Origin of the sequence: Paenibacillus sp. FSL K6-2441, from assembly GCF_037964765.1 — a bacterium.
Classification (GTDB): domain Bacteria; phylum Bacillota; class Bacilli; order Paenibacillales; family Paenibacillaceae; genus Fontibacillus; species Fontibacillus phoenicis.
Genome location: NZ_CP150174.1, coordinates 1,398,609 through 1,422,974 on the forward strand (window position 1 = coordinate 1,398,609; position 24,366 = coordinate 1,422,974).

Here is a 24,366-nt window from a genome sequence, read left to right on the forward strand (position 1 = left end):
GGATACGATATGTGCTCCATAAGCAAAGCAGCCCAAAGCCACATTAGGCAAGGGCTGCTTTCTTTTTCTAACGAATGTTTTTACCATAGAAGATTTCATCCATTTCGGTGACCAGCATCTCGGTAATCTGCTTTTGCTCTGCGGGAGACAGATCGTCCTTCGTGTACCCAAACAGATAGTTGTTTAAATCAAATTGCTTCAACTTGCATTTCGTGTGAAAAATATGCTCCGGGTACACATTAACATCAATCATCTGATACTTCTCGATTACTTCATCGGGAATATAGTTCTGGATCGAGCTGATATCGTGGTCGATGAACAGCTTGTGGCCGTTAATGTCGCGGGTAAAACCGCGCACGCGGTAATCGATGGTCATGATGTCCGCCTCGAAGGAATGGATCAGGTAGTTTAGCGCCTTCAGCGGCGAGATCTCCCCGCAGGTCGAAACGTCGATGTCGGCGCGGAACGTGCTGATGCTCTCTTTCGGATCGTATTCAGGATACGTGTGGACGGTGATGTGGCTTTTGTCGAGCTGTATCACCACAGATTCCGGCAGCGGTCCGGGCGATTCGTCAAACGACTCGGTGGGCACCTCCACCACGGGGCCTTCAGAAATCAGCATCGTTACACTGGCCCCCTGCGGAACGTAATCCTGGTTCGCGATATTCAAAATATGAGCGCCAATAATTTCGGAGACGGTGCTGAGAATTTTCGTCAGGCGGTCGGAATTGTACTGGTCGTCGATATAGGCGATATAGGCTTCGCGTTCCTGTTTGGTCCGGGTGTAACAGACATCGTACATATTAAAGCTTAACGTTTTGGTCAGGTTGTTGAACTCATGCAGCTGAATGCGCTGCTCCGGCGTCAACTTCATGAGAGATCCCCCTTAGCATAGGTGTACCCTATTGGTTATTCCCTTTTCTTCTGGAAATAAAACGTTCCGCTGCTGCTGTATCCCCATCTGGTGAATCGATGTCTAGTCTTTCGGGTCCTGAATCGAATCTGCTGGAGATGTCTTCCTTCCCTATGATTCCCACCTTATGTTAGTTTGACAGAAATAGCATTCATATTGTATCCTACAATCAAATTGAATTAGACCTCACTTTCTAGCAATGGTGGGGTAGAGGCGCGATATTTAACAGTCTTCGGTGGAGCTTGAGCAGGCGATGAGCCCGGGGAGAAGGAAATGTCGCCGAAGCGGTATACAGGCTCGCTGTATGCTGCTGGGCCTGCAGTTAATAGCTGCAGGACTGTCTTGGTAGATGACCCGATCTATCAAGTTGCGCTATCTCGTCGAGGGGAAAGTGGGTGTCAGGACGGAAATGAACCCATCAAACGGCCTCGGTGTGTATCCGAAGTCGTTTTTTTGTTTCTGTTTTTATCGATTCATTATTTTGTATGGAGAGTGAAGAAAAATGAGAAAAACCTGGTCGTTATCCATCCTCATGTTATTGTCGGCGGTGCTGATCCTTGCAGGGTGCGGCTCTTCCTCCGGCGGCAAAGACGATAATACGTTTAAAGTAGGGCTCGAAGCGGGGTACGCTCCGTTTAACTGGACGCAAAACGATGATTCCAACGGCGCGGTTCCGATTGACGGCAGCTCCGAATACGCGGGCGGCTACGATGTGGAAATCGCCAAGAAGATTGCCGACGGCCTCGGCAAGAAGCTGGTGATCGTCAAGACGGAATGGGACGGTCTGGTTCCGGCGTTGACCTCCGGTAAGATCGATGCCATTATTGCCGGGATGTCCCCGACCGAAGAGCGTAAGAAGACGATTGATTTCTCGGATAACTACTATAAATCAAACCTGATTATGGTGGTGAAAAAGGGAGGCCCTTATGAAGGAGCTACCTCGATCCAAGATTTCAGCGGCGCGAAAATTACGGCCCAACTGAATACGTTCCACTATTCCGTGATCGACCAAATCAACGGGGTGAACAAGCAACCGGCGATGGATAACTTCCCGGCAATGCGCGTGGCCTTGGAATCCGGAACGATTGACGGTTATGTATCCGAGCTTCCGGAAGGCGTCAGCGCCGCAACCGCGAATGAGAATTTCGCTTACGTGGAATTCCAGGACGGCTTCACCACCTCGGATGATGACACCGCCATCGCGGTTGGGCTCGAGAAGGGCAGCGACTTGACGGCGAAAATCAACGAAATTCTCGCGGGCATTTCCGAAGATGAACGGTCCGCGATTATGAACGATGCGATTAAGAACCAACCTGCAGCGAACTAAATAAAGCACGGGACATAAGCCGGCTGCAATGGGATTGCAGTCGGTTTTATGCGGTGCGGGAGGAAATCAAATGACTTACGAGTGGATCATCCAAATTATTACCGATAACTGGCCCATGTTTTTGCGTGGAGCCGGGGTAACGTTATATATCTCGCTCATCGGCACGATGATCGGTGCGGCGATTGGTCTGCTGGCCGGCGTGATCCGAACCATTCCGGTGCCGGAACGCGGGCTCAAACACTGGCTGCTGAAGATCGTTAACGGCCTGCTGACCATTTACATTGAATGCTTCCGGGGAACGCCGATGATCGTTCAGGCGATGGCGATTTTTTACGGATCGTCCCTGCTGTTCAATTACGATATGGACCGGACGTTTGCGGCGATCTTCATCGTTTCCATTAATACGGGAGCTTATATGGCCGAGATCGTGCGCGGGGGCATCTATTCGGTGGACAAAGGGCAATTTGAAGCCGCCCATGCGATTGGGATGACCCATTGGCAGACGATGCGCAACGTGGTGCTGCCGCAGGTCATTCGCCATATTTTGCCGGCGACGGGCAATCAATTTATTATTAACATCAAGGATACCTCGGTGCTGAACGTCATTTCCGTGTCGGAACTGTACTTTATGACCAAGTCGATTGCCGGGAACAACTTCCGGTACTTTGAATCGTTCTTTGTGGCCAGCGTGTTGTATTTGATCATGACGTTAACCGTAACGAAAATTTTACAGCGTATCGAAAAAAGGCTGGACGGCCCCGAAAGCTATACGCTGCAGCGCTAGCAGAAAGCAGGAGTGAGGATGGACAAGGTAATCGAAATTCGGCATTTGAGCAAATTTTTTGGTACCCACGAGGTGCTTAAGGATATCAATCTGTCGGTCAGCAAAGGAGAAGTCGTCAGCATCATCGGCTCCTCCGGTTCCGGCAAATCCACGCTGCTCCGCTGCATCAATCTGTTGGAGAAGCCGAGCGGCGGGGAGATTATCTACAATGGCAACAATATTTTGGAGGATCTGCAGAAGGCCTCGTTGTACCGCCGGCATTTGGGGATGGTGTTTCAGCAGTTTAACCTGTTCAACAATCATGACGCGCTGAGCAACTGCGTCGTGGGACAAGTCAAGGTGCTGAAGCGCTCCAAGGAAGAAGCGACTGAAATCGCGATGAAATATTTGCGGGATGTCGGGATGGAGCAATACATTCATGCCAAACCGAAACAGCTCTCCGGCGGACAAAAGCAGCGGGTAGCCATCGCCCGCGCCTTGTCGATGGACCCGGACGTACTGCTGTTCGACGAGCCGACCTCGGCGCTGGATCCCGAGATGGTGGGCGAGGTGCTGAAGGTTATGAAGGAGCTGGCCTACTCTGGACTAACGATGATCGTCGTTACCCACGAGATGGAGTTCGCTCGGGAGGTGTCCGATCGGGTCGTGTTTATGGACCAGGGGGTCATCGCCGAAGAGGGAACGCCAGAGCAGATCTTTAATGCACCGAAGCAGGAGCGGACGAGAGAGTTCCTGAAGCGGACGTTAAATCGGGAAGGGTAAGACGAGTCAAATGGAGATAGCGGCGGAACCTGGATGTAGATCTGGGCTCCGCCTTTTTTTGTCCCCATTCGTGCGGGCATCGATCAGGATCGCGGCGTTTGCTCCCTGTAATTGAAGGAATGCCAAACCCCAAAGTTATCCTTGACGTTGATCGTGCGTCTCCCGCCCATGGAGGCATCGACGTAGTAAGGGTAACGGCGGCTGGCGGTAAAATGACCGCGGTACGCGCCGGCAAACGTTACCGGCACAATCTCAAACCGGATCTCGCGGGGGGTTACGCTCAGAACATGGGTCGTCTGCGTGGAGTTGCCATAGTTGCTCTCATGCTTTTGCTGGACGCTGCTATCCGCTTTTAGCATATTGATGTCGCTTTGCATCGCGGTGATCGTTTCTCGCAGGCCGGTCACATCGGGAGCTCCGCCAATCTGCGGGATGCAGAGCCGTTGTCCCACCCGCAGCGAGTTCGGATCCACTCCCGGGTTCGCTTCCAGGATGCTGGCGACGGTAACGCCGTATTCCTGCGCGATCTGATACAGCGTATCGCCGCGTTCGATGACGCGGGACACATGATTCGGCGGGCAGGAGGGGATGCAGATCACCTGGCCGATTTGCAGGTTGTTCGGGTCAAGGCCCGGGTTCGCGGCTAAGATGCGCGTGACGCTTGATTCCAGCCGGAACGCGATGATGTTCAGCGTATCCCCAGGCTGCACCGTGTAGGGGTAGTGCTCTGCGGGGCATTGTCGATAATAATGGGAGTTAAACAATAGAACTTCCCCTTTCGTTTAGGCTTCTTCCTATACCGTATGCGATGCTTGGGCGTCGGTTACTGGAATCTCGCTGCGGACGGGCCGCTGTCTTCGGCAATCAATGGGGCTGCATTGCGGATCGACGGAGGCTTGGTGCGCAGCATCGTTTGAGTTCCTTACAAATCCGGAATCTGCCAATCGATTTCAGCTAAACCTTTCGAGCGCAAAAATTGATTGGCCCGCGAAAACGGCCGACTGCCCAGAAATCCCCGATGAGCCGACAAAGGGCTGGGGTGCGGTGACTTGATCAAATGATGCTCGCGGTTTGTGATCAGGGCCGCTTTTTTCTGGGCATGGCTGCCCCACAGCAGGAACACGACCGGCTCCCGCTTCTGGTTGAGCGTTTCGATCACCTTGTCAGTGAATGTCTCCCACCCGATGTCCTTATGGGAGTTCGGGGTATCGGCCCGCACGGTCAGGACGGTGTTGAGCAGCAGCACGCCTTGCTTTGCCCATGGGACCAAATAGCCGTTGTTAGGGATACGGCAGCCCAAATCGTCCCGCAGTTCCTTGAACATGTTCTGCAGGGAAGGCGGAGCTTTGACCCCCGGTTTGACGGAGAAGCTGAGCCCATGTGCTTGTCCTGGGCCGTGGTATGGATCCTGGCCGAGAATCACCACTTTGGTGTCGGCGAAGGACGTATAATGGAGCGCGTTAAATATATCATACATATCGGGATAAATCGTTCGGGTACGGTATTCATTCGCCAGAAACTGGCGCAGCTGCAAATAGTACGGTTTCTTGAATTCGGGCTCCAGGAAGGGGGCCCAATCATTGTGAAGAATCGTCAAGCCGAGTCACCTCGCAAGTTCTAGAATGCTTAAGTAGACTTCGACATCAGCGAGCCTAGTTCCTCCTTGACGCGTGCGAAGGCGCTCGCTTGCTTGGAACACCGTGCTAGAATTCAATATAATAGAGGTAATGTACTAACGGGCGGGAGGACAGGCGATGAATAAGCAGGAACAGGTACTCCTGGAATTCAGGAATTTATTTAATAAACTGGTCTGGCTCAATAAAATGAAAATAGAAGACCGACTGAAAGGGGTTAAGCCTTCCGAAGTCCATTGTATCGAGGCGATTGGGAAGCAGGCGGAGCCCAATGTGACTCGGCTTGCTGAGACCCTCTATATGACGCGAGGAGCCATTACGAAATTAACGAAGAAGCTGATGGACAAAGGTCTGATCGAAAGCTATCAGAAGCCGGACAACAAGAAAGAAATCTATTTTAAACTGACCGCGCAAGGTCAGAACATTTTTGATATCCACGAAGAGTTGCATGAGGAACTGCAAGCGCGCGATCAAGCCGTATTTGAGCAGGTGACGGAGGAGCAATTTGATCAGATGCTGCACTTTATTGAACGATATAGCCGACACTTAGATGAGGAAATGAAGAAACAAGGGATCTCCCTGCACGACATCAGCAGGAAGTGATTTGGCACAACACATAGTTAAATTCCAGGCAGTCCACTCGATTAGGAGCGACTGCTTTTTTTTGTTTCGATAATTGTTGACAAGGAAACAATAATACGTTATGTTTTTGTTGACACAGAAACAAAATGACTATAATAACATCCGAGAGGAGAATCCCATGCAGAACGTAAAAGAGAAAGGAAGAGAGTTACCTAGAGAAATCCTCATGGCTGCCTGGGCAATTGCCCTTGGAGCCATTGCTCCTATGCTTGATTCAACGATGGTGAATATCGCGATCGATATCCTCACCAAAGATTTTCAGACGACGCTGGATATTATTCAATGGTCCATCACTGGTTATGTGCTTGCCCTTGCGATGGCGGTACCGGTCTCCGGCTGGCTGATGAACCAATTTAACGGGAAGAAGATTTTTGTCGGCGCCGTTGTTGCTTTTGGCATTATCTCCGTCTTTGTCGGCTTCAGTTGGAATGTCTTCAGCTTTATATTTTTTCGCTTGGTGCAAGGATTTAGCGCCGGGATCATTACCACGCTGATGTTCACGCTTCTAGTCAAAACCGCAGGGCCGGATTATCTGGGGCGAGTGATGGCGATCGTCAGCACACCGATGATTTTTGGCCCCATCCTGGGACCGGTCATCGGAGGCTTCATCGTTCAATGGGCGTCCTGGCAATGGATTTTTTTCATTAATGTGTTGATTGTTCTGATCTCCGCACCGCTGATGATGAGAAAAATCCCCAACTTCGAGCCGTTCAACCGAGACAGCAAACTAGATGTCATTGGGATCGCCTGCTTGTCCTTCATGAGCGCTGCTTTGATCTATGGCATTACAAAGGCGGCGGACCATGCCTCGTTTAACAATCCCGAGACTTTGTTATGGGTGGGCATCGGCCTTGCTTTAGCCGTTATCTATTTCGCGTACAACCGTTTCACGAACAATCAAACCGTACTCCCTTTGAACCTGTTTGTGCATCGGAGTTTTCTGGCTTCCAGTGTTGGACTGTTTCTGGCGAATATGGCCATTATGGGACCGATGCTCATCTTGCCGTTGTTCTTTCAAAATTTCCGGCATTTCACGGCCATTGAAGCTGCGCTTGCGTTAATTCCCCAAGGCCTAGGGATGCTCGTTACCCGTCCGTTGATCGGCAAAATGATCGATCGGATTGGCGCGAAATACGTGGTGATAGTGAGCCTGATTCTATCGCTGATCGGGTCCGTTCCGCTGATCTTTATCACTGATCAAACGAGCATGGTATGGATTTCCCTTGTCTTGTTTATTCGGGGATCCAGCATCGGGGGCATTAATCTCCCGTTAACGAGTGACGCCTATACGGGACTAAACGATCATCAGCTTTCGGAAGCCGGCGTTGGGATCAATATCATCGAGAACCTGGGTGCCAGCTTTGGCTCAGCGGTGATCGCCACTGTTGTTGCAACAGTCGTCCAAGGCCTGCAACCCACGGTGGCAAATAGCTTAAAGGGCTATCACGCCGGATTCCTGGTTTCCACCCTCGTCCTCATTCTGATTTTTATCCCCGGGCTGTTCCTCACCCATAAGAAGAGGGCGATGAGCGCATAAAACAAGCCGCGAGGTTCTCCTCGCGGCTTCAGTTCATTCTTTATTTATCAAGCCATTGGAAATGGAAGGTGCCTTCTTGGTCAACGCGTTCGAACGTATGGGCGCCGAAGTAGTCGCGTTGGGCTTGCAGCAGGTTAGCAGGCAACCGCTCGGAACGGTAGCTGTCGTAGTAAGCCAGAGCGGAGGAGAAGGCCGGTACCGGAATGCCGCGGGTTACAGCAGTGGCAACCACTTGTCTCCAAGCGTCTTGGTAGTTCTCGACGACATTCTTGAAGTAATCGTCGAGCAGCAGGTTTTTCAGATTCGGGTCGCGATCGTACGCATCTTTAATATTTTGCAGGAAGCGAGCCCGAATGATGCAACCGCCGCGGAAGATCATGGCGATGGCGCCATAATTCAGATCCCAGCCATATTCCTCGGAAGCGAGACGCATTTGCGCGAAGCCTTGGGCGTACGATGCGATCTTGCTGGCGTACAGCGCCTTGCGGACCGCTTCAATGAATGCTTCCTTATCGCCGTCATACGGCTGGGTGGCCGGACCGTTCAACCGTTTGCTGGCGGCCACGCGTTCGCTCTTCATTGCGGAGATGAAGCGGGCAAACACCGACTCGGTGATGATCGACAGCGGTACGCCAAGATCGAGGGCGCTTTGGCTCGTCCATTTGCCAGTACCTTTCTGGCCGGCGGAGTCCAGGATCACGTCCACCATCGGTTTGCCGGTAGCTGGATCCTTCTTGCCAAAGATGTCTGCCGTGATTTCGATCAGGTAGCTGTCCAGCTCACCGCTATTCCATTCCGTAAAAATCTTGTGCAGTTCATCAACGCTCAGCCCCAGCACATCCTTCAACAAATGGTACGCTTCGCCGATTAGCTGCATATCCCCGTACTCGATCCCGTTGTGAACCATTTTCACGTAGTGGCCGGCACCGTCCGGGCCGATGTAGGTGGAGCAGGGATCGCCGTTCACTTTGGCCGAAATCGCCGTCAAGATTGGCTCAACCAATTCGTAGGCGTCCCGTTGGCCGCCAGGCATGATCGCCGGGCCTTTCAGCGCGCCTTCCTCGCCGCCGGATACGCCGGCGCCGATAAAGCGGATGCCTTGGGCTTCCAGCAGCTTGTTGCGGCGCTGGGTGTCCGGGAAGTGGGCGTTCCCGCCGTCGATCAAGATGTCCCCTTTCTCAAGGTAAGGGACCAGTTGGTTGATCGTGTCGTCGGTTGGCTTGCCGGCTTTCACCATAATTAGAATTTTACGCGGCGTTTCCAGCGATTGCACAAATTCCTCGATGCTGTAGGTGCCAACGAAATTTTTGCCCGGCGCTTCCTCCAGCAGTTCTTTGGTTTTCTCAGGCGAACGATTATACAATGCAACGGAGAAGCCTTTGCTTTCGATGTTAAGCGCGAGGTTCTTGCCCATGACGGCGAGACCAATCACGCCGATTTGTTGTTTTTTCATATATACCTACCTCCAAACCTATCCTCTCTAATCTATGAGGTAAAGCTCTTATTTTACGGATTTCTTCCAATCGGCCGCGAACTTCTCCAGCCCTTGATCCGTCAACGGATGTTTGGCCAGTTGTTCGATGACCGCGAACGGAATAGTAGCGATATGCGCTCCGGCTAAAGCTACGCGGGTAACGTGATCCGGATGGCGGACAGAAGCGGCGATGATTTGCGTATCCAGGGTATGCACACGGAACAGCTCCGCAACTTTCGATACTAGCTGCACGCCGTCTTCGGAAATGTCGTCCAAGCGGCCGAGGAACGGCGATACATAAGTAGCGCCTGCACGAGCGGCCAGCAAAGCCTGGTTGACCGTAAAGATCAAGGTGACGTTGGTCTTGACACCTTTTTGCGCCAAATATTTGGTTGCTTCGAGACCTGCCAGCGTCATTGGCAGCTTAATCGTGATTCGTGGATCATGGTTGTTGATTTTGATCAGCTCTTCCGCTTGGGCAATCATCTCTTCGGCTGTGACTGCATCCGGCGTGACTTCCGCCGAAACGGACTCCACGTCGGGGACGGCCTTCAAGATTTCCTCAATGCGGTCCTCGAACTTGACGCCTTCTTTGGCGACGAGGGAAGGATTGGTTGTCACCCCGGATAAGACGCCGATTTTATGGGCTTTTTTAATGTCTTCCAGATTGGCCGTGTCAACAAAAAATTTCATCGTAATCCCTCCAAATTTATAAATTTTAGATTTGAACGATCAGGGACAAAAAGTTCCGTATTCCCCCTTATTTGATGGACAAGGACTCTTGAGACGATGGGTTACCGGTGCTCTCTGCGGAGGTTGCCGCTTCGCTATCGCGGTCGAACCACCACTCGAACCCGTCTTTGGCCAGCAGCTCGTAGGCCGCTTGCGGACCGAAGCTGCCTGCCGGATATGGATATAACGGCACCTCATTCGCAGCGTAAGCATCCAGGATTGGCTGCACCCATTTCCAGGACAACTCGACCTCATCCCAATGCGCAAAGAAGGAGGAGTCGCCGCGAAGTGCGTCATAAATCAGGTTCTCATAGGCTTCAGGCACTTCACTGCCGCTCTTATGGGAGCCGATCAGCACCTTCGTGAGATCCTGTTGCTGAGCTTCGCCTTCCGTATTCAGACGCAGGTAAATGCTCTCGTTCGGGCTGATTTCGAACACGAGCAAATTCGGTTTACCGCCGTTGTTGGCTGTGGAGACTTGCTTCACCGGCTCGCGGAACTCAATGACGATCCGTGTGGCTTTCTCCTTCATGCGTTTGCCGGTACGGATGTAAATCGGAATTCCGCGCCAGAAATCGTCATCGATTTGCAGTTTGGCTGCGATGAAGGTATCGTTTTGGGAATCCTGCGGGATCCCGGCTTCGTCTTTATAACCGACAACCGGTTTCCCTTGAATGGTCCCGCTTGTATATTGACCGCGGACCACTTGGGTTGGGACGTCTTGACGCAGCAGCGGCTCCAGTGATTGCATCACATGCTTCTTCTTCGAGCGCACTTGCTCCGAATCGTCGCCTTTCGGCAGATGGGCGGCAAGCATCATCAGCAGCTGCAGCATATGATTCTGGAACATATCGCGCAAGGCACCGGAATGGTCGTAATACCCGGCTCTTTCCTCAACGCCAACGGTTTCGCTGGCCGTAATTTGCACGTTTGCGATGTAACGGTTATTCCAGGAAGCCTGGAGCACCGGATTCGTTTGCTGCAGCAGATGAAGCTTCTGTACCATCGGTTTGCCGAGGTAGTGGTCGATGCGGAAAATTTCCTCTTCGGTAAAAGCTTTGCTAAGCTGTGCATTGAAATCGCGGGCGGATTGGAGATCGCGGCCAAACGGTTTTTCAATGACAAGCCGTTTCCAGCCTTTCGTGTCGCCTAGTCCGCTGTCTTGAATATGGTTTGCAATCGTCTCGAACAGCTCTGGACCAACCGACAGATAAAATAACCGATTGGGCTCCGCCCCTAGGGCCTGTTCGCGTTCTTCAACGAGCTTCAGCAGGCTTTGATAGTCTTCCTTGCGGTCGACGTTCAGGACATGATAGCGGAAGAAGCTGAGAAATTTGTTCACAGCCTCTGCATCGCTGGCTTCCCGTCGTGAAAAGCTGTGCAGAGATCGTTCGATGTTTGCCTTAAAGGTTTCATCGGACCATTCTCTGCGGCCCAAGCCGATTACGCTAAAAACTTCCGGCAGCTTTCCATCCAAAAACAAATTAAACAAGGCAGGGTAAATTTTGCGTTTCGCTAGATCCCCAGTTGCCCCAAACAATACAAACGTATTGGCATCCATCTAGGTTCTCTCCTCTCAGCATAGCTTTTCTCTTATCCATTAATGGAATACAGGTTCTCTGTTTGTGGGATCCGGGATGTTGCCCATTCCCAACCTCTAAGCTATGGATTATTTGGAATGACTCCAATATAATACGAATATCACCATAGGTGAAATTAATATATTTGACAGGAGCTATAGACCAGGTTTATGACAAACAATTATGAACTATATAAAGTGTTTTATTGGGCAGCGAAAACCGGCAGCTTAACCCAAGCAGCCAATGCGTTGTTCCTGACGCAGCCCAGCGTCAGCCATGCCATCAAGCAGCTGGAGGAAAGCTTTGGCCTTTCGTTGTTTTACCGTAACTCCAAAGGAGTGTCGCTGACGCAGGAGGGCGCGATCTTGTACTCGTATATCGAGCAATCGCAGATCTTGATCTCCCTGGCGGAGAAAAAGATGGCCGAGCTCAAAAACCTCGAGACCGGTGTTCTGCGGATCGGCGGCAGTGACTCGTTGTTTAAGCATTACTTGCTTCCGTATTTGGAGGATTTTCATCGACGGTATCCGGACGTCGGGATTCAGCTGCTTCACGGGACAACTCCGGAGATCATGGGTTTCTTGAAGGAGGGGAAGATCGACCTGGGCGTAGCCCGGATGCCGATCGTCGATCCGCATATCGAGGTGCGGGAGGGCATTCAGCTGCAGGACTGCTTTGTGGCCGGCTGTGCCTATGCCAATCTCAAGGACAAAGTGATTTCGCTGGAAACGCTGCTGGAGCACCCGCTGATCTTGTTCTCGCGCAACAGCCGCGCCCGCATGGCGATCACCGAGCTGTTCTATGAATATGGCTACGAGCTGAAGCCTGAAATTGAGGTTGGCAGCGTCGACCTGCTGATCGAATTGGCGCGCAAAGGACTGGGAATTTCTTATGTGGCCCGGGAGTTCGTGTCGAAGGAACTGGAGGACGGCTCGCTGTTTGAAATCAAACTGGACGTAGAGCTGCCACCGTCCCAGGTGGGCATTATGAATATGCGGAACGTGCCGCTTACGACTGCAGCCCAGAAGTTTATGGAGGAATTCCAGTTATTTCGAAAATAACTATAATAACAAGAAGGGAGGGAATTGCTAGTAAGGAATCTCTTCCTTTCTTCATGTTGTGAATAGCTCGTTTAAGTTCCCCCAATCGGCTATTAGCAGCTTCTTTAACCATTCAATCTGCTCGTTTCCAAGAGCGTTCGCGACGATCTGCTCCAGCGCTGCCTTGATGGTGGCGTTCTTCTCATAACAGCTTTCGCCCAACGGCGTTAATTTCAAGCTTTTTTCCTTCTTGTTATGCTGGGCTGGTATGACCTCAACCAACCCTTTGGCTTCCAAGCTCTTAATGAATTTGTGGGTCGCCTGCCGCGAAATATCCACCTGTCTTGTTACCTGCGAAATCGTTGGATTTTGCTGATAAATCCTTGCCATGATAAACCATTCTGAGTTGGAGATATATATCTCGTTCCGTTCGTTCCACACCTGCTCACAGAGGGAGCGAAGCTGGACATGACGTTCGCTAATCAGATCGATCAGGTTCAAAGATTCAAATTTGGGATGCATGGAATCCCTCCATTTCCGTTCCTGTTGCTAGTTCTCCTACACTATACAAAGACGGCCGGAAGTTGTCAATTTAGTTGACAAATTAACGGAAAAGGAGTATATTAACAATAGTCAACTTAGTTGACAAAATAGAGGGGCGGGATCACGGCCATGTTTGATAAGGGGGATTTGATCAGTTATTCGGTGCATGGCGTTTGCCGCATCGACGAGGTTTGCGTAAAATCGCTGGCCGGTGTTTCCAAGACTTATTATGAACTGCATCCGCTGAGCAATGAGACCTTAAAAATCAGCATTCCGGTCGATAGGGCGCCCTTGCAATTGCAGAAATTGATGGGGCCGGAGGAAGCGATGGCGTTAATCGACTCTTTTATGGCACCGGGCATTCCATGGATCGATAACAATCATGAACGGCATCACAATTACAGTGCGATTGTCAAGACAGGCGACCGGGAGGGAATCGCGAAGGTTGCCAATACGTTGATGCGCAGGAAACAATGGTCTGAGCAAAATCATAAGAAACTCGGCAATCAAGACAACCAGCTGTTATTGGGCATACAGAACACTTCATTTAACGAAATGGCCATCGTGTTAAAGACCACATACGATGACGTTTTGCAGGCTGTCCAGGAGAAGGTTGCCGTGAATCAGTCATAAACGGGTTCTTTATACGAGTTATACGAGGAAAGAGAGGTGCAGCTGCACCTCTCTTTTTGGGCTTATTGATAACATTGATTTCTAAACCTTTAGCATGCCGCGGAACCCTCTGGCGCCATAATAGGATTCCGCCCCGTTATGGTACACAAAGACTGTGTCGTAACGACGGTCGCAGAAGAGGGCGCCGCCAAGCTTACGGATGGAAGCAGGGGTTTGCACCCAACTGGAGGTCTTCAAATCAAATTTCCCCAGCTTCTGCAGTTCCCGGTATTGCTCTTCCGTTAACAGCTCAATTCCCATAGCAGCCGCCATGTTCATCGCGCTGTCTTCCGGCTTATGCTGCTTTCTCGATTCCAGGGCTTCATGGTCGTAACAGACGCTTCTGCGGCCCTTGGGCGATTCCGCCGAACAATCTACGAATAAGATTTGATCGGTTTGCTCATCGTATCCAATAACGTCCGGCTCGCCGCCGGTCCGTTCCATTTCATGGAGCGACCACAGTTTATCGGGCTGCGCCTCCAGCTTCGCTTGGACCTGAGCCCATGCCAACTCGGGATGGCGATTCATGTTTGCCTCAAAACGCTTGCTTAAAACCTGGAGCAATTCTTCACTTTGTTCCGGTGCTAAAACCTTGAGTTCTTTGTTCATCATGAGCAACCTCCTCAAAACTTGTTGATTTTCACCTCTACAGTTCTTCCGTGCTTAGCGTAAAACCTTCAATCACCGCGTCCTCATCAACCTCAATCAGAATGCAGCGTTTGCCGTGATAATTGACTTGCTTCAGGTACTTTAGATCTTGAGGGCTGACCGAGATCGTGGCTACCTTCGTTTCGATCTTGATCGATTTCGAAGTAAACTTCGGCACGACGCTGCTTGCTTTGATCTCATAGTTTTTGTCGTCAACAACCGTTTGGTACGCCAGCTCCACCTTTTCCGTCGTAACGTTCTCCACGCCGCTGGCTGTCAGCACGCGCTCCACATCCCTATAATCCAGCTTCGGCGGTTCTTCCTCCTCGTGGGTTTCAATCACCTGCTGAATTTCTTCGTATACGCTCGCAATCGTGGAGGCGTCAAGCTGATCTCCGGCAATTTCCTTGACGATGTCCTCAAAGATCGCTCTCTCTTCCAGCGCGGTTACCGTCTTCTCGGCGTTTAGGACCTGATCGATAAAATGCTGATTTGGATCATTCGCTTTGCCCGCGCAATAGAGTACCCGATTCACATCAGAGAAGCCGTCCGTAATGCTGGGATAGAAGAAGCCTTGCTCCGGCGAGCGCAGCTTGATGATTGGATCAACGATCACGTTGTACTTGAACTCGCGTTCGACATAGTCGAACATAAGCGTTTTTCGCTGCGGTTCGGTTGAATTGATGCTGCACAAAATAAACGGATTCGCAAACATCTCATCAGTTTCGCTTTCCTCGGCTTCCTCATTGCGCTCCTTGGTGGGCTTGTAGTATTGCCCGCGGACGAAGGTGATTACCGTATCCCGTTCATACGTCGTATCCTCCAGCATTTTCTCTACCAGCAGAAGCATCAAATCATGCCATTCGTCGGCATCACCGGTCACGAGAGCTTGATGCAGCAGCTCCTGCGAAGGCTTGTCCGTTTCCGGGTGATCCTGGAACTTTAGCTCGAACAGCTTCTGATCCAATTCTCCGGACAGCAGTCTTTTGAAATTGCCCATATGCAATTCCTGCTTTTCTCTCTCCAACAGCTCAAACGGTGTACGCTCAAAATGATAGATTTCGTTCGTTTCCTTCATAATATAGACGTTCAGAATGTCGTAAATACTTAGTCTTTCATGATCCAGTTTGAATTGCTTGCGGATATAAGCGAGTTCCTTCTTGATCAAGATAATTCCCCTTTGCAAAAATTCAATATTTGCATTGTACTATAATGCTCGTCACCTGTCATGATACGTAAAAAATGAAAAAGACCCAAACCGTTAATGAAGTGCACCCCTTAGAATAGACATTGGAAAAACCCCTGGTTATTCCGATGAATTCTAGGGGGTGCATTTTTTATGGCAATCAAAGGACAACGATTTAAATCATACTCTGAGGAACTGAAGTTGGAGGCGATACGTCTTTATTTGGAGGCAAAATGGACGTATCGGCAGATTAATGAGCACTTAGGGATTCAAGATAAGGATCGGATGAAACGCTGGATGCGAAAATATCGCGAACAGGGGGAGTTTGGTCTACTCGACCAAAGGGGGAGACGAAAGGAATATGTGGATCAGGACCGCTATACGAAGCAGTTACAACGGGAGAATGAAATGCTAAAAAAGTGTTTGGAAATCTGGAAACAGGAGGTAAAGAACAAAGGTATGCATCCATTCGGAAAGCCTCACAAGGGTACAACATCAGCAGCTTGTGCAAGTTGTTTGGTGTCTCCAGAAGTGGATACTACGCTTATTTGAAACGTCAATTGAAGATGATTGATCGGGATCACGATGCAAAAGCCTTAATCCAAGCCGTATATAATCGCTATCGTGGTATCTACGGCTATCGACAAATTCAACTCTTCCTACTGCAAGACGAGGAGGTGTGGATGAATCATAAAAAGGTTCTTCGTTTAATGCAACAATTAGGGCTACGTTCACACATTCGACGTAAGCACCGTTTTAACTATGCTTCGAATGTAGGCAGCCGCGTCGCTGAGAATACGCTGCAACGTCAATTTAAGGCGGATGCCCCTAACCAGAAATGGGTAAGACTTATTTAATAATGAAATCGTAGCGTATCACATGAGTCTACGTAATGATAATCAGCTTGTACTTCAAACCTTTAAGAAGGCCTTGAATCAAACGAAAGACGTGACGGGATTGATCGTTCACAGCGATCAAGGATTCCAGTACACGCCTCACGCCTACCACGACATGCTGCTGAAGGTTGGCGCCCGAATCAGCATGTCTAGACGAGGCAATTGTCATGACAAAGCCTCTATGGAGAGCTTCTTCTCGCATCTCAAAACAGAAGGGCTCTATCCCTATCATATCCGAACTCTAGACGAGACACAAAGGCGAATTGAAGAATATATTGAGTTTTACAACAACAAACGACCACAAAGAAAACTAAACAAGCTGACGTCGAGTGAGTTTCGACGCCAGCTCGTAGCCTAGGGGCTTTTTCCAATGTCCACTAAACGGGGGCTTGACCAAAAAGCAAAGGCGGCTTAATTTTTTCTTCTCTTCAATCAATTCATTGCTGGAAATTCCGAGTATCTCGTATGCCTGTTGTACCATATCACGATCTTTATCGAATATTGGATTCGACAGGTCGTAGATTCCGCTTTTGGTTTGTGACATGATGGAGGCTTTAAACCATAGGATGGAAGCTTGTCATACTCTCCTTCCCGATGTACCATCAAACTTCGATTAATTCAAAACATTTAGATGGAGGAGATGTATTCATGCAACAATTCGGTCCAGAATGGTTAAAACCGGCTTTTGATCATAGGTTTAATGAATTGGTGAGGCAAGCGGGTATGCAGCGGGAGATTGATCAATTACAAAACAGGCATCGAGAACTTGAGAATTTACTAAAAAGTGAGTTATCACAAGCCCAGTATGAGTTATATCTTGAGATGGAAGAGATCATCAATTATCGCAATACTCTCATAATACAGCAGTTATACTTTGCTGGACTAAAGGATGGGGTTCAGTTGTTGAGAGAGTTACTATAGTCTGCCATAAGGCAATTTGATAAAAGATCGTTTTGATATTGGATTTTCCTTATCAATACGATCTTTATTTTGGATTCTTCGATTGATGTTGGACTCTGACATTCAAGTTGAGTATCGGTTACGACAGCAATAGCCAGTCCTCTCTGTTATTCCAGAGAGGGGTTGGCGACAGCAAAATCCTTCCGACCATCTGTTAAAGATGTCGTTCCGCTGAGGATTGTTATTCCTTATCATCAACCTCGCCATATTCATTTTCAACAAGTTTGATCATCTCTGAAGGCGTAGTGTTAAGAGCCTTCGACAATGCAAATATCGTTGTAAGGGTCGGTTGATAAATACTTCTTTCCAACATTGAAATGTATGTCCGGTCAAGGTCACTCCTGAAGGCAAGTTCCTCTTGGGACATCTTTTTGGTAACTCTCAAGGACTTAAGAACTTTGGCGAATGATAATTCTAAAGTCATAAACACGCCCCCTTAAATTTTCTATTATTATTCAGTATGGGAGCAATTTCCACGTAGTATACTCTACAAATGGGGTTTATTTTGGGATAACTTTGTAGTAATATTGAACTACGAATAGTTCTAAAGACTCAAAATGACACTAACTGTTATAGGCATTGTCGCATTTAGTCTATTATGCGGATAATTGTTGAAAGATGACGTGAACTTCATATTTCTCATATCGAAGGGCAAACCTATTGAAAAATAGGGACGCAAAACTATGGACCTAAGGAAGTTGATTCTACGGTCGCCAAGTTGCCAAGAGTGAGGTGAATGTATCTAAAACATCACTCCTATGGATGTTTTTTTATTTTTACTCGGGAGGGACAAATATGGCAAGAATCCTGATCGCTGACGACAGCCCTTCTATTCGTTTCTTGATCTCAGCCTTAGTTACCGAAGCAAGCCATGAGGTTGTCTTACAAGCTAAAGACGGACTCGAGGCACTAAACGCATACCACGAAACGAATCCCGATTTATTAGACTGAAAAAGGATGTAAAAGTACTTTCAAAACCATTTGATGTCAATGAGTTTTTCGAATCTATTGCCACAACCTTAGCCAACCATAGTTGATAGGAAAATAGATTCAAGGACCTCTCACACATAAGACTCATACTAAATATCCGAAAATTCAGATATTATCTGGCTTGTAGTGAGGTGTTTCCAATGTCAGAACATATCAGTGAACAAGAAATCATTAATTTGTTGAAAAAACTTGACGAAGCTCCTAGTTCTCAGGTATGTGAAGAGGCTGGATCATTCTCATCTACTACTCAAGGAGTAGACGCAAATGCTGTGGTCACTGATGGGTTTATTAAGGTTGAACAAGGCAAGATTACGGTTGGAAACCCCACCAATGGTGGTAAGTTTCCGGCTATTAATGCGACTCCACCAGTCAAGTTAATGGTGGATGGAAAACAGATCGATAAAGAGACGAAGGTTACATCTGAAAGCGTGATCAAATGGGAGATTGAAGAAAAGCCTTTATTTGAGATAACTGTATCGGATGACAAAATAGAAGCATATCTAACTATTAATCGGACACAAAGATATGCGTGGATATTAGCAGATAAGACTCCTTCATTAAATGTGACTTTGACTGCTGAGGAAGATCTTACAATTATATTGGAAACCTTGAGTTTACAAGATATTATTACGGCTGTTGAAAATATGAAGATAAAAATGAATCTTGATGTTGTGGCGATTCAAACGGAGATCCTCCGACCTTCTTTTCGACCTGTAACCATTGCTAGGGGTAAAGCCCCAGTCCAAGGTCGGGATGCACAACTTGATCTATATTTCTCTGAAAATATCGAGAACATATTTACTGAGGTCAGGGGTTATATCGACTATAAAAATCATATGAAAATTCCTTCCGTCAAGAGCGGAGATGTTATCGCCAAAAAGACCCCTCCTGTCGAAGGCCAGGCGGGGTATGATGTTTTCGGAAACGTGTTGCTCCCAGAACCAGTCAAGGACATTCGTATTGCAGGAAAGGATAATGTGGAGATAACACCCGATTCCATCGTCATTGCTCTAAAGGAAGGGCGACCTAGAGTTACAGGAAATCGGATCAAATACTTTGATATCAACACGGCATTTATCGTACCAGGAAACGTTGATATGCAGACGGGAAATATTGTGTTTGCTGGTGATGTGATCGTGTATGGCGATGTCACGGACAACATGATCATTGAATCACTTGGAAACATTTATGTGGCTGGCAGTGTTTTCAATGCAACATTAACCGCGACTGGCAGTATCGCAGTCAAGGGAAACGTAATAGGAAGTAATCTTTATTCAGGGTATTTCGGAATGCTTTACAACCGACTCTATAACAGTTCTAAACAATTGATCGAAATACTTGAAAAAATGATGGAAAGTGCGAAGTTATTGCTTCATGAGTTGGCCAAGAAAAATATGCAGGTACGTTATGGACAAGTCTTAGTGCTGATTACGGAAAACAAATATCAGCAAGTCGGGGATGTTGTGAAAGAATTGTTAGGCGTAATTTCTAGTATTCAATCTTACAATAAAAATGATTTACAGCAGTTGAACTATTACTTGGAGTTATTTCTGCAACCAACAAAAATAATTGAGGTAATGACCGCACCGAAAATGGAAGATTTCTTGCGTATTCTGAAAGAAGCATATATGAGAGTCGCATTAAGTCAAGAAACGAATGTGCAAATTGTCATCAATCAGGGGCAAAAATCAATTCTCAAGTCGAATGGAGATATTCTCATTCGTAAAGAAGGAGTGATCCAATGCGATCTCTATTCAGCAGGGAACATCATCTTCTTATTGGACAATTCCGTATGTCGGGGTTCCAAACTTGAGGCGGGAGACACCATCTCAGCTATGTATGTTGGAGGGACTACTGGAGTATGGACAAGCCTTAAAGCTGCAAAGAAAGTTATTGTGAAGAAAATGTTTGAAGGCAAAATCATTGTGGACCGGTATAGTATGGATATCTTTGAACCAGTTGAAGAAATGACGTTTGACCGCAATACCATTAGACAAATGGCATAAGAAAACGGGGTGATTCTTATTGATAATACATGGTTTATTGGGAGAAGATTAAACAACAATATCTATTCCAAGCAAGGCAGTTTGCTTCTGCCAAAGAACAGTATTTTGAACACTCGCCATCTTGATCTTCTACGTCAACATGGAATCGAGATTGGGGCAGAAGATACCGAGTTGGTCACCGAAGTAATCGTTGATGAAGCGATATCTGAAGTTCAGTCGATTTATGAAAAGATACACCAAAATTCCAGTCAACTTTCAAATCAAGTTATCCGTCATATTGTTATGCCGAAAATTCAAGAAATTTGTTTCAATAATAACCTTTCAAACGTCATATTGGACTTAAGCAAGAAAGATCATTACACTTATCGACATTGTATCGGTGTTGCAATCCTCTCCTACTTAATTGGTAAATGGTTGGGGCTGAAAGAAGAGGAACTGAATGACCTCGCCGTAGCGGGGTTGCTTCATGACCTTGGAAAGACCAAGATCCCTGATTCGATCTTGAAAAAACCAGGCAAACTCAGTGTGGAAGAGTATTCTGAAATGAAACGCCATACTCACTTTGGGTATGAAATGGTTAGCAATCTTCCAGGCATGTCGGAACAACAAGCATTGGTTGCCCTTCAGCATCATGAACGGGAAGATGGCAGCGGCTATCCTTTCGGGGTCAGCGGTGATAAGATCACTTACTTCAGCAAAATTGTAGCCGTTGCCGATGTGTTCCATACGATGGTTTCAGAGCGGGTATATAAGAAGCCAGTTCCCTTATACCAAGTGTTTCAAGAAATCTATCAACGTGCATTCGGATTATTCGATCCGATCATTGTTCAATGTTTTATTACCAACGTAATGAACAGAATGATCGGGGATTCAGTTCTCTTATCAGATGGTCAAGTGGCTCGCATAGTTATGCTGCATCCAGATGACTTGATCAATCCGCTGGTTGAGTTTCAAGGGCAATTTTATGATCTGCGGCATTCTAAAAATAAAATCTTGGGCTTTACCAGCAACCAGTAACGACGAGGTTGGGAAAATTCTGATATTTCGGGTGCATTAAAGGAACTCTTTAAACATGCGAATATTGCGCTGTATAAAGAGAAGCGGAAACGGGCAAAGGCATTGAACGGAAAAAGACTCGGCATTGAAAAACAGTAATTGAGATGAGAGGTATGTACAACCTATGTAATAGGGGCTGTAAAATAAACTGTGTAAACTCTCCAACCAATCTATTAAACTAGGAGAAAGGTTGGATGGAAAGGATGAACACAGTGGCCCCAAAGTTCAGCAGAGATCAAGTGAAGGCCTTCATTAAAGACAACGATTTTCCAGATTAGCAAGGTGACTTTAACAGGTGATTTGCCGGTGGCCCACTAACCATTGCACGTCCATAGCTTCGCGTGTGATACGAGATCAGAAGTGTCTCAACCAGCTTAATCATGGTTTGCGCAATAGTGGGTGAACAGTTTGTGTAACGGGCTTGTTCGCCCCAATTCTTGATCGTTCTCTCCCGACTACAGCTATCATAAATCAAAAAGAGGCTAACCAGATTAAGCTGGCTAACCTCATAATACGAAAATTCTTGACAGACTCCGAAAATGTCCATTACCCTGAGCATTTTCTACGCTCTCAACAATTTGAATTATCTTGTTGAAGTTACCAGCCTAACCCCGATGATGTTTTTAAAGGGTTAGGCTGCTTTTCGTTTTGACAACTGGTTTAGGCGCCCTATTATTTGTCAATACGATGTGTTGACACTACACACTCCACATGACTCGTCTGCGGAAACATATCCACCGGCTGCACCCATTCCAGCGCATATCCGCCGTCCAGCAGCGCTTTGCAATCCTTTGCCAGGGTGGACGGGTTGCAGGAGACGTAGACGAAGCGCTTCGGTTTCGTCTTTAGCACCGCTTCGAGGAAGCGGGGATCCAGCCCGGTGCGCGGCGGGTCAGCGACGATGACGTCCGGGGCGAATCCGGACTTGACCCAGCGGGGGAGTAACTCCTCGGCGTAACCGGTGTAAAACTGAGCGTTATCCCGGCCGTTCCGGGCTGCATTCGCTTTGGCGTCCTCGACGGCTTCGGGGATCGATTCGATGCCGCGAACCTCCTTCGCGTAAGGTGCTAGCCACAGGCCGATCGTGCCGGTGCCGCAGTAGGCATCAACGACGGTTTCTTTACCCGTCAGACCCGCAGCTGCACGCACGGATTCATACAGCTTGACCGTTTGCAGCGGGTTCAGCTGGAAGAAGGCGCGGGGCGATAGCGTGAATTCCAGATCACCCAGCGATTCCTGAATGCTGTCTGCGCCCCACAAGATCTCTGTCCGGTTGCCAAATACGAGCGAGGTGTTCTTCGGATTCACGTTCATTGCGATGCTGGTCAGCTCGGGCATCGCCAGTCGCAGCTCCTTGACCAGCTGCTCCCGGCGCGGCAGCTTGTCGTTGGCGGTGACTAGCGTGACTTGCAGCTGCCCGGATTGGAAGCCAACGCGGACGACAATCGTACGGACCAGCCCTTGGTTGCTTTTTTCCTTATATACTGGAATACCTAGTCGTTGAAGCACGTCCCGGGTCTTGTCCACCACCTCGTTCACCTTCGGGTGTTGAATGGGACAACCGGTAATATCGATCAGCTTATGGGAGTCGGCCGCATACAAGCCGGCGATCATGCCCTCTTGGGACATGCCTAATTGCAGCTGCGCCTTGTTACGGTAGCCCCAAGGGTGATCCATGCCCAGCATCGGCTTCAACCGCACGTCCTGCAGGCCGGCGTAACGCGCAAACGCCTCCCGGATGATCTCCTCTTTGCCGGCTAACTGTCCCTCGTAGGACAGATGCTGGATCTGGCAGCCGCCGCAGATGCCGAACACCGGGCATGGCGCCTCCAACCGATGCGGAGAGCGCTTCTCGATCTTTCGAATCACGGCAGCGATATATTTAGGCTCCACGCGGGTAACCTCTGCATGTATGACCTCACCGGGAATACCGCCTTCGACGAACACGGCTTTCCGCCGATAATAGCCGACGCCTTCGCCGTTAATGCCCAGCCGCTTGATCGTCACGACGATCCGGTCGCCGGTACGTACCTCATCGGCCTGTTCCCGCTTGGCGATCGGCGGCTTGGGCCGCGATTGCGTTTTGTTGCCCGGGCGGTTGCCGGAATAGTTACGTTCTTTCATGAATCCTGATTCTCCATCCTGTTAGGTTTGTACTAGACTCAATATACCATGGGAATCCAAGGGATACCATGACCTGCATCGACGAAGGGTTATGGCAGCTGCAATAACAGAAAAACCAGAAACCGGTGCCAGCAAGCGAGAGGTTGATCCAACCAAAGATTTTGGCGTATTTCTGTTCCTTTTGCTTCTGCTGAACCTTATAAATCGTTTGATCCACCAGAAGCAAGACAAGTCCGGAAAAGAGTGAGATGGAAGCGGTAAAAGCAAACACGTGATTCATCACATGCACCTGATTCATGACATGCACCTCCTAATTCGCTTTTAAGCCGGTTCGACGGATCGAAACACTGAGTTTCACGGATCCCGGGATGTTCGCATACATCTGTCCCCAGTCGCTTTTCTGGTGAATGTGCTAGGATATAACAGAACAAGGGTTTCCCGAACCCCGTAGATCCCAATCGTGGAGAGCACGAGCAACAAGTACAAGCTGGCGCTGACGGCGATGCCCAGCATGACCGACTTCAAGCCAATTTAAGAGATGAACTGATTTCATCGACATCATGATAACAAACAAGAAGGGGAAGATGACAAACGGCCAATAAATCAGGTGAACATAGGCAAATTGAAGCGCATGAATAATCGTCAATGGTTTGAAAAAACTGGTTGAACAGCGCCGGGACAATCAGCGCATCCCAACTGTTCGAGGAAGAAGACGAAGGTGATGGTTTTGAAGGATGCTTCTTCTCATACGCTTCGTATTTGGATTTCCAATCCAGCATATCTGCCGCCTCCGGACGAATTGTAGGATTATTAGAGAGTGTTGGACTTTTTGGAAAAGTTCATGTAGCGTTTGCGGCGGT

General features: G+C 48.6%; 27 protein-coding genes and 2 riboswitches. Of the genes, 13 read left to right on the forward strand and 14 right to left on the reverse strand.

All coding sequences use genetic code 11. From position 1 onward, the window contains the following. Positions 1 to 67 precede the first annotated feature (67 nt). Entirely contained in the window at positions 68 to 874 is an 807-nt protein-coding gene (speD, locus tag NSQ80_RS06020) for an adenosylmethionine decarboxylase (RefSeq protein WP_009226086.1), read from the reverse strand. A gap of 239 nt (positions 875 to 1,113) precedes the next feature. Further along, a riboswitch (Lysine riboswitch) is annotated at positions 1,114 to 1,296 on the forward strand. 119 nt (positions 1,297 to 1,415) lie between these two features. On the opposite strand from speD, the gene NSQ80_RS06025 reads away from it, so the two are divergent. The 3 genes from NSQ80_RS06025 (at position 1,416) to NSQ80_RS06035 (ending at position 3,786) form a co-directional block, all read left to right on the forward strand. Beyond that, the gene (locus NSQ80_RS06025) at positions 1,416 to 2,240 is read left to right on the forward strand and encodes a transporter substrate-binding domain-containing protein (protein ID WP_009226087.1); all 825 of its coding nucleotides are present in this window, start codon (positions 1,416 to 1,418) and stop codon (positions 2,238 to 2,240) included. A 70-nt stretch (positions 2,241 to 2,310) separates the two neighbouring features. Next, on the forward strand, positions 2,311 to 3,024 hold the full coding sequence (locus NSQ80_RS06030; RefSeq protein ID WP_036645970.1) for an amino acid ABC transporter permease: 714 nt from the start codon (positions 2,311 to 2,313) through the stop codon (positions 3,022 to 3,024). A gap of 18 nt (positions 3,025 to 3,042) precedes the next feature. Next, positions 3,043 to 3,786 carry an amino acid ABC transporter ATP-binding protein gene (locus NSQ80_RS06035; protein ID WP_009226089.1) on the forward strand — a complete coding sequence of 248 codons (744 nt, stop codon included), beginning with the start codon at positions 3,043 to 3,045 and terminating at the stop codon, positions 3,784 to 3,786. A gap of 83 nt (positions 3,787 to 3,869) precedes the next feature. On the opposite strand, the gene NSQ80_RS06040 is transcribed toward NSQ80_RS06035, so the two are convergent. Together NSQ80_RS06040 and NSQ80_RS06045 are read right to left on the reverse strand one after the other, a co-directional pair. After that, on the reverse strand, positions 3,870 to 4,550 hold the full coding sequence (locus NSQ80_RS06040) for a LysM peptidoglycan-binding domain-containing protein (RefSeq protein ID WP_339301780.1): 681 nt from the start codon (positions 4,548 to 4,550) through the stop codon (positions 3,870 to 3,872). 158 nt (positions 4,551 to 4,708) lie between these two features. Continuing rightward, positions 4,709 to 5,383 (reverse strand): uracil-DNA glycosylase, encoded by a 675-nt coding sequence (locus NSQ80_RS06045; RefSeq protein WP_323076072.1) that lies wholly within the window; start codon positions 5,381 to 5,383, stop codon positions 4,709 to 4,711. 157 nt (positions 5,384 to 5,540) lie between these two features. On the opposite strand from NSQ80_RS06045, the gene NSQ80_RS06050 reads away from it, so the two are divergent. Continuing rightward, a complete protein-coding gene (locus NSQ80_RS06050; protein ID WP_009226092.1) occupies positions 5,541 to 6,023 on the forward strand; it encodes a MarR family transcriptional regulator in 483 nt (160 codons plus the stop codon). A gap of 157 nt (positions 6,024 to 6,180) precedes the next feature. Next, entirely contained in the window at positions 6,181 to 7,599 is a 1,419-nt protein-coding gene (locus NSQ80_RS06055; protein WP_339301783.1) for a DHA2 family efflux MFS transporter permease subunit, read from the forward strand. Positions 7,600 to 7,639: 40 nt separating this feature from the next. Here the strand turns inward: NSQ80_RS06055 and gndA are convergent, their stop codons facing one another. From gndA to zwf, 3 genes are all read right to left on the reverse strand, one after another. Further along, positions 7,640 to 9,052 carry an NADP-dependent phosphogluconate dehydrogenase gene (gndA, locus tag NSQ80_RS06060; RefSeq protein ID WP_260069824.1) on the reverse strand — a complete coding sequence of 471 codons (1,413 nt, stop codon included), beginning with the start codon at positions 9,050 to 9,052 and terminating at the stop codon, positions 7,640 to 7,642. Between the two features lie 48 nt (positions 9,053 to 9,100). Then, positions 9,101 to 9,766 carry a fructose-6-phosphate aldolase gene (fsa, locus tag NSQ80_RS06065; RefSeq protein WP_323076074.1) on the reverse strand — a complete coding sequence of 222 codons (666 nt, stop codon included), beginning with the start codon at positions 9,764 to 9,766 and terminating at the stop codon, positions 9,101 to 9,103. Between the two features lie 67 nt (positions 9,767 to 9,833). Beyond that, positions 9,834 to 11,366, reverse strand: a complete 1,533-nt coding sequence (gene zwf, locus NSQ80_RS06070) for a glucose-6-phosphate dehydrogenase (protein WP_339301785.1) — start codon at positions 11,364 to 11,366, stop codon at positions 9,834 to 9,836. Between the two features lie 189 nt (positions 11,367 to 11,555). On the opposite strand from zwf, the gene NSQ80_RS06075 reads away from it, so the two are divergent. Continuing rightward, the gene (locus tag NSQ80_RS06075) at positions 11,556 to 12,446 is read left to right on the forward strand and encodes a LysR family transcriptional regulator (protein WP_260069821.1); all 891 of its coding nucleotides are present in this window, start codon (positions 11,556 to 11,558) and stop codon (positions 12,444 to 12,446) included. Between the two features lie 51 nt (positions 12,447 to 12,497). Here NSQ80_RS06075 and NSQ80_RS06080 read toward each other — a convergent pair whose 3' ends face one another. Continuing rightward, the gene (locus NSQ80_RS06080; RefSeq protein WP_260069820.1) at positions 12,498 to 12,947 is read right to left on the reverse strand and encodes a MarR family winged helix-turn-helix transcriptional regulator; all 450 of its coding nucleotides are present in this window, start codon (positions 12,945 to 12,947) and stop codon (positions 12,498 to 12,500) included. Between the two features lie 150 nt (positions 12,948 to 13,097). Here NSQ80_RS06080 and NSQ80_RS06085 point away from each other — a divergent pair, with 150 nt between their 5' ends. Continuing rightward, a complete protein-coding gene (locus NSQ80_RS06085) occupies positions 13,098 to 13,601 on the forward strand; it encodes a CarD family transcriptional regulator (protein WP_009226099.1) in 504 nt (167 codons plus the stop codon). An 81-nt stretch (positions 13,602 to 13,682) separates the two neighbouring features. Here NSQ80_RS06085 and NSQ80_RS06090 read toward each other — a convergent pair whose 3' ends face one another. Together NSQ80_RS06090 and NSQ80_RS06095 are read right to left on the reverse strand one after the other, a co-directional pair. Next, positions 13,683 to 14,249 carry a DUF4256 domain-containing protein gene (locus NSQ80_RS06090; protein WP_036646008.1) on the reverse strand — a complete coding sequence of 189 codons (567 nt, stop codon included), beginning with the start codon at positions 14,247 to 14,249 and terminating at the stop codon, positions 13,683 to 13,685. Between the two features lie 37 nt (positions 14,250 to 14,286). Continuing rightward, entirely contained in the window at positions 14,287 to 15,456 is a 1,170-nt protein-coding gene (locus tag NSQ80_RS06095) for a DUF4317 domain-containing protein (RefSeq protein ID WP_036645972.1), read from the reverse strand. A 171-nt stretch (positions 15,457 to 15,627) separates the two neighbouring features. Here NSQ80_RS06095 and NSQ80_RS06100 point away from each other — a divergent pair, with 171 nt between their 5' ends. Beyond that, positions 15,628 to 16,026 carry a transposase gene (locus NSQ80_RS06100; RefSeq protein WP_339301788.1) on the forward strand — a complete coding sequence of 133 codons (399 nt, stop codon included), beginning with the start codon at positions 15,628 to 15,630 and terminating at the stop codon, positions 16,024 to 16,026. Further along, on the forward strand, positions 16,023 to 16,331 hold the full coding sequence (locus NSQ80_RS06105) for an IS3 family transposase (RefSeq protein ID WP_157273487.1): 309 nt from the start codon (positions 16,023 to 16,025) through the stop codon (positions 16,329 to 16,331). The genes NSQ80_RS06100 and NSQ80_RS06105 overlap by 4 nt, the downstream gene beginning before the upstream one ends. Positions 16,332 to 16,359: 28 nt before the next feature. Here NSQ80_RS06105 and NSQ80_RS06110 read toward each other — a convergent pair whose 3' ends face one another. Further along, positions 16,360 to 16,539, reverse strand: coding sequence for a hypothetical protein (locus NSQ80_RS06110; RefSeq protein WP_232282331.1), 180 nt, complete (start codon positions 16,537 to 16,539; stop codon positions 16,360 to 16,362). 479 nt (positions 16,540 to 17,018) lie between these two features. Here NSQ80_RS06110 and NSQ80_RS06115 point away from each other — a divergent pair, with 479 nt between their 5' ends. After that, complete coding sequence (locus tag NSQ80_RS06115; RefSeq protein WP_009226103.1) at positions 17,019 to 17,291, forward strand: hypothetical protein; 273 nt, start codon at positions 17,019 to 17,021, stop codon at positions 17,289 to 17,291. Between the two features lie 220 nt (positions 17,292 to 17,511). On the opposite strand, the gene NSQ80_RS06120 is transcribed toward NSQ80_RS06115, so the two are convergent. Beyond that, positions 17,512 to 17,754 carry a helix-turn-helix transcriptional regulator gene (locus NSQ80_RS06120; RefSeq protein WP_323076078.1) on the reverse strand — a complete coding sequence of 81 codons (243 nt, stop codon included), beginning with the start codon at positions 17,752 to 17,754 and terminating at the stop codon, positions 17,512 to 17,514. 216 nt (positions 17,755 to 17,970) lie between these two features. Beyond that, a riboswitch (cyclic di-GMP riboswitch) is annotated at positions 17,971 to 18,056 on the forward strand. A gap of 69 nt (positions 18,057 to 18,125) precedes the next feature. On the opposite strand from NSQ80_RS06120, the gene NSQ80_RS06125 reads away from it, so the two are divergent. The 3 genes from NSQ80_RS06125 to NSQ80_RS06135 all read left to right on the forward strand — a co-directional run bounded on the left by NSQ80_RS06125 (position 18,126) and on the right by NSQ80_RS06135 (position 21,343). Next, positions 18,126 to 18,281, forward strand: a complete 156-nt coding sequence (locus tag NSQ80_RS06125; RefSeq protein WP_339301790.1) for a hypothetical protein — start codon at positions 18,126 to 18,128, stop codon at positions 18,279 to 18,281. Between the two features lie 179 nt (positions 18,282 to 18,460). Continuing rightward, complete coding sequence (locus NSQ80_RS06130; RefSeq protein WP_323076081.1) at positions 18,461 to 20,326, forward strand: FapA family protein; 1,866 nt, start codon at positions 18,461 to 18,463, stop codon at positions 20,324 to 20,326. A 9-nt stretch (positions 20,327 to 20,335) separates the two neighbouring features. Further along, positions 20,336 to 21,343, forward strand: a complete 1,008-nt coding sequence (locus NSQ80_RS06135) for an HD-GYP domain-containing protein (protein WP_323076082.1) — start codon at positions 20,336 to 20,338, stop codon at positions 21,341 to 21,343. Between the two features lie 711 nt (positions 21,344 to 22,054). On the opposite strand, the gene rlmD is transcribed toward NSQ80_RS06135, so the two are convergent. The 3 genes from rlmD to NSQ80_RS06150 all read right to left on the reverse strand — a co-directional run bounded on the left by rlmD (position 22,055) and on the right by NSQ80_RS06150 (position 24,285). Continuing rightward, complete coding sequence (gene rlmD / locus NSQ80_RS06140; protein ID WP_339301793.1) at positions 22,055 to 23,506, reverse strand: 23S rRNA (uracil(1939)-C(5))-methyltransferase RlmD; 1,452 nt, start codon at positions 23,504 to 23,506, stop codon at positions 22,055 to 22,057. Beyond that, a complete protein-coding gene (locus NSQ80_RS06145; RefSeq protein WP_009226106.1) occupies positions 23,493 to 23,804 on the reverse strand; it encodes a CLC_0170 family protein in 312 nt (103 codons plus the stop codon). The genes rlmD and NSQ80_RS06145 overlap by 14 nt, the downstream gene beginning before the upstream one ends. Before the next feature lie 223 nt (positions 23,805 to 24,027). Then, positions 24,028 to 24,285: a hypothetical protein gene (locus tag NSQ80_RS06150; RefSeq protein ID WP_339301795.1), complete on the reverse strand. Its 258-nt coding sequence runs from the start codon at positions 24,283 to 24,285 to the stop codon at positions 24,028 to 24,030. Positions 24,286 to 24,366: the final 81 nt, after the last annotated feature.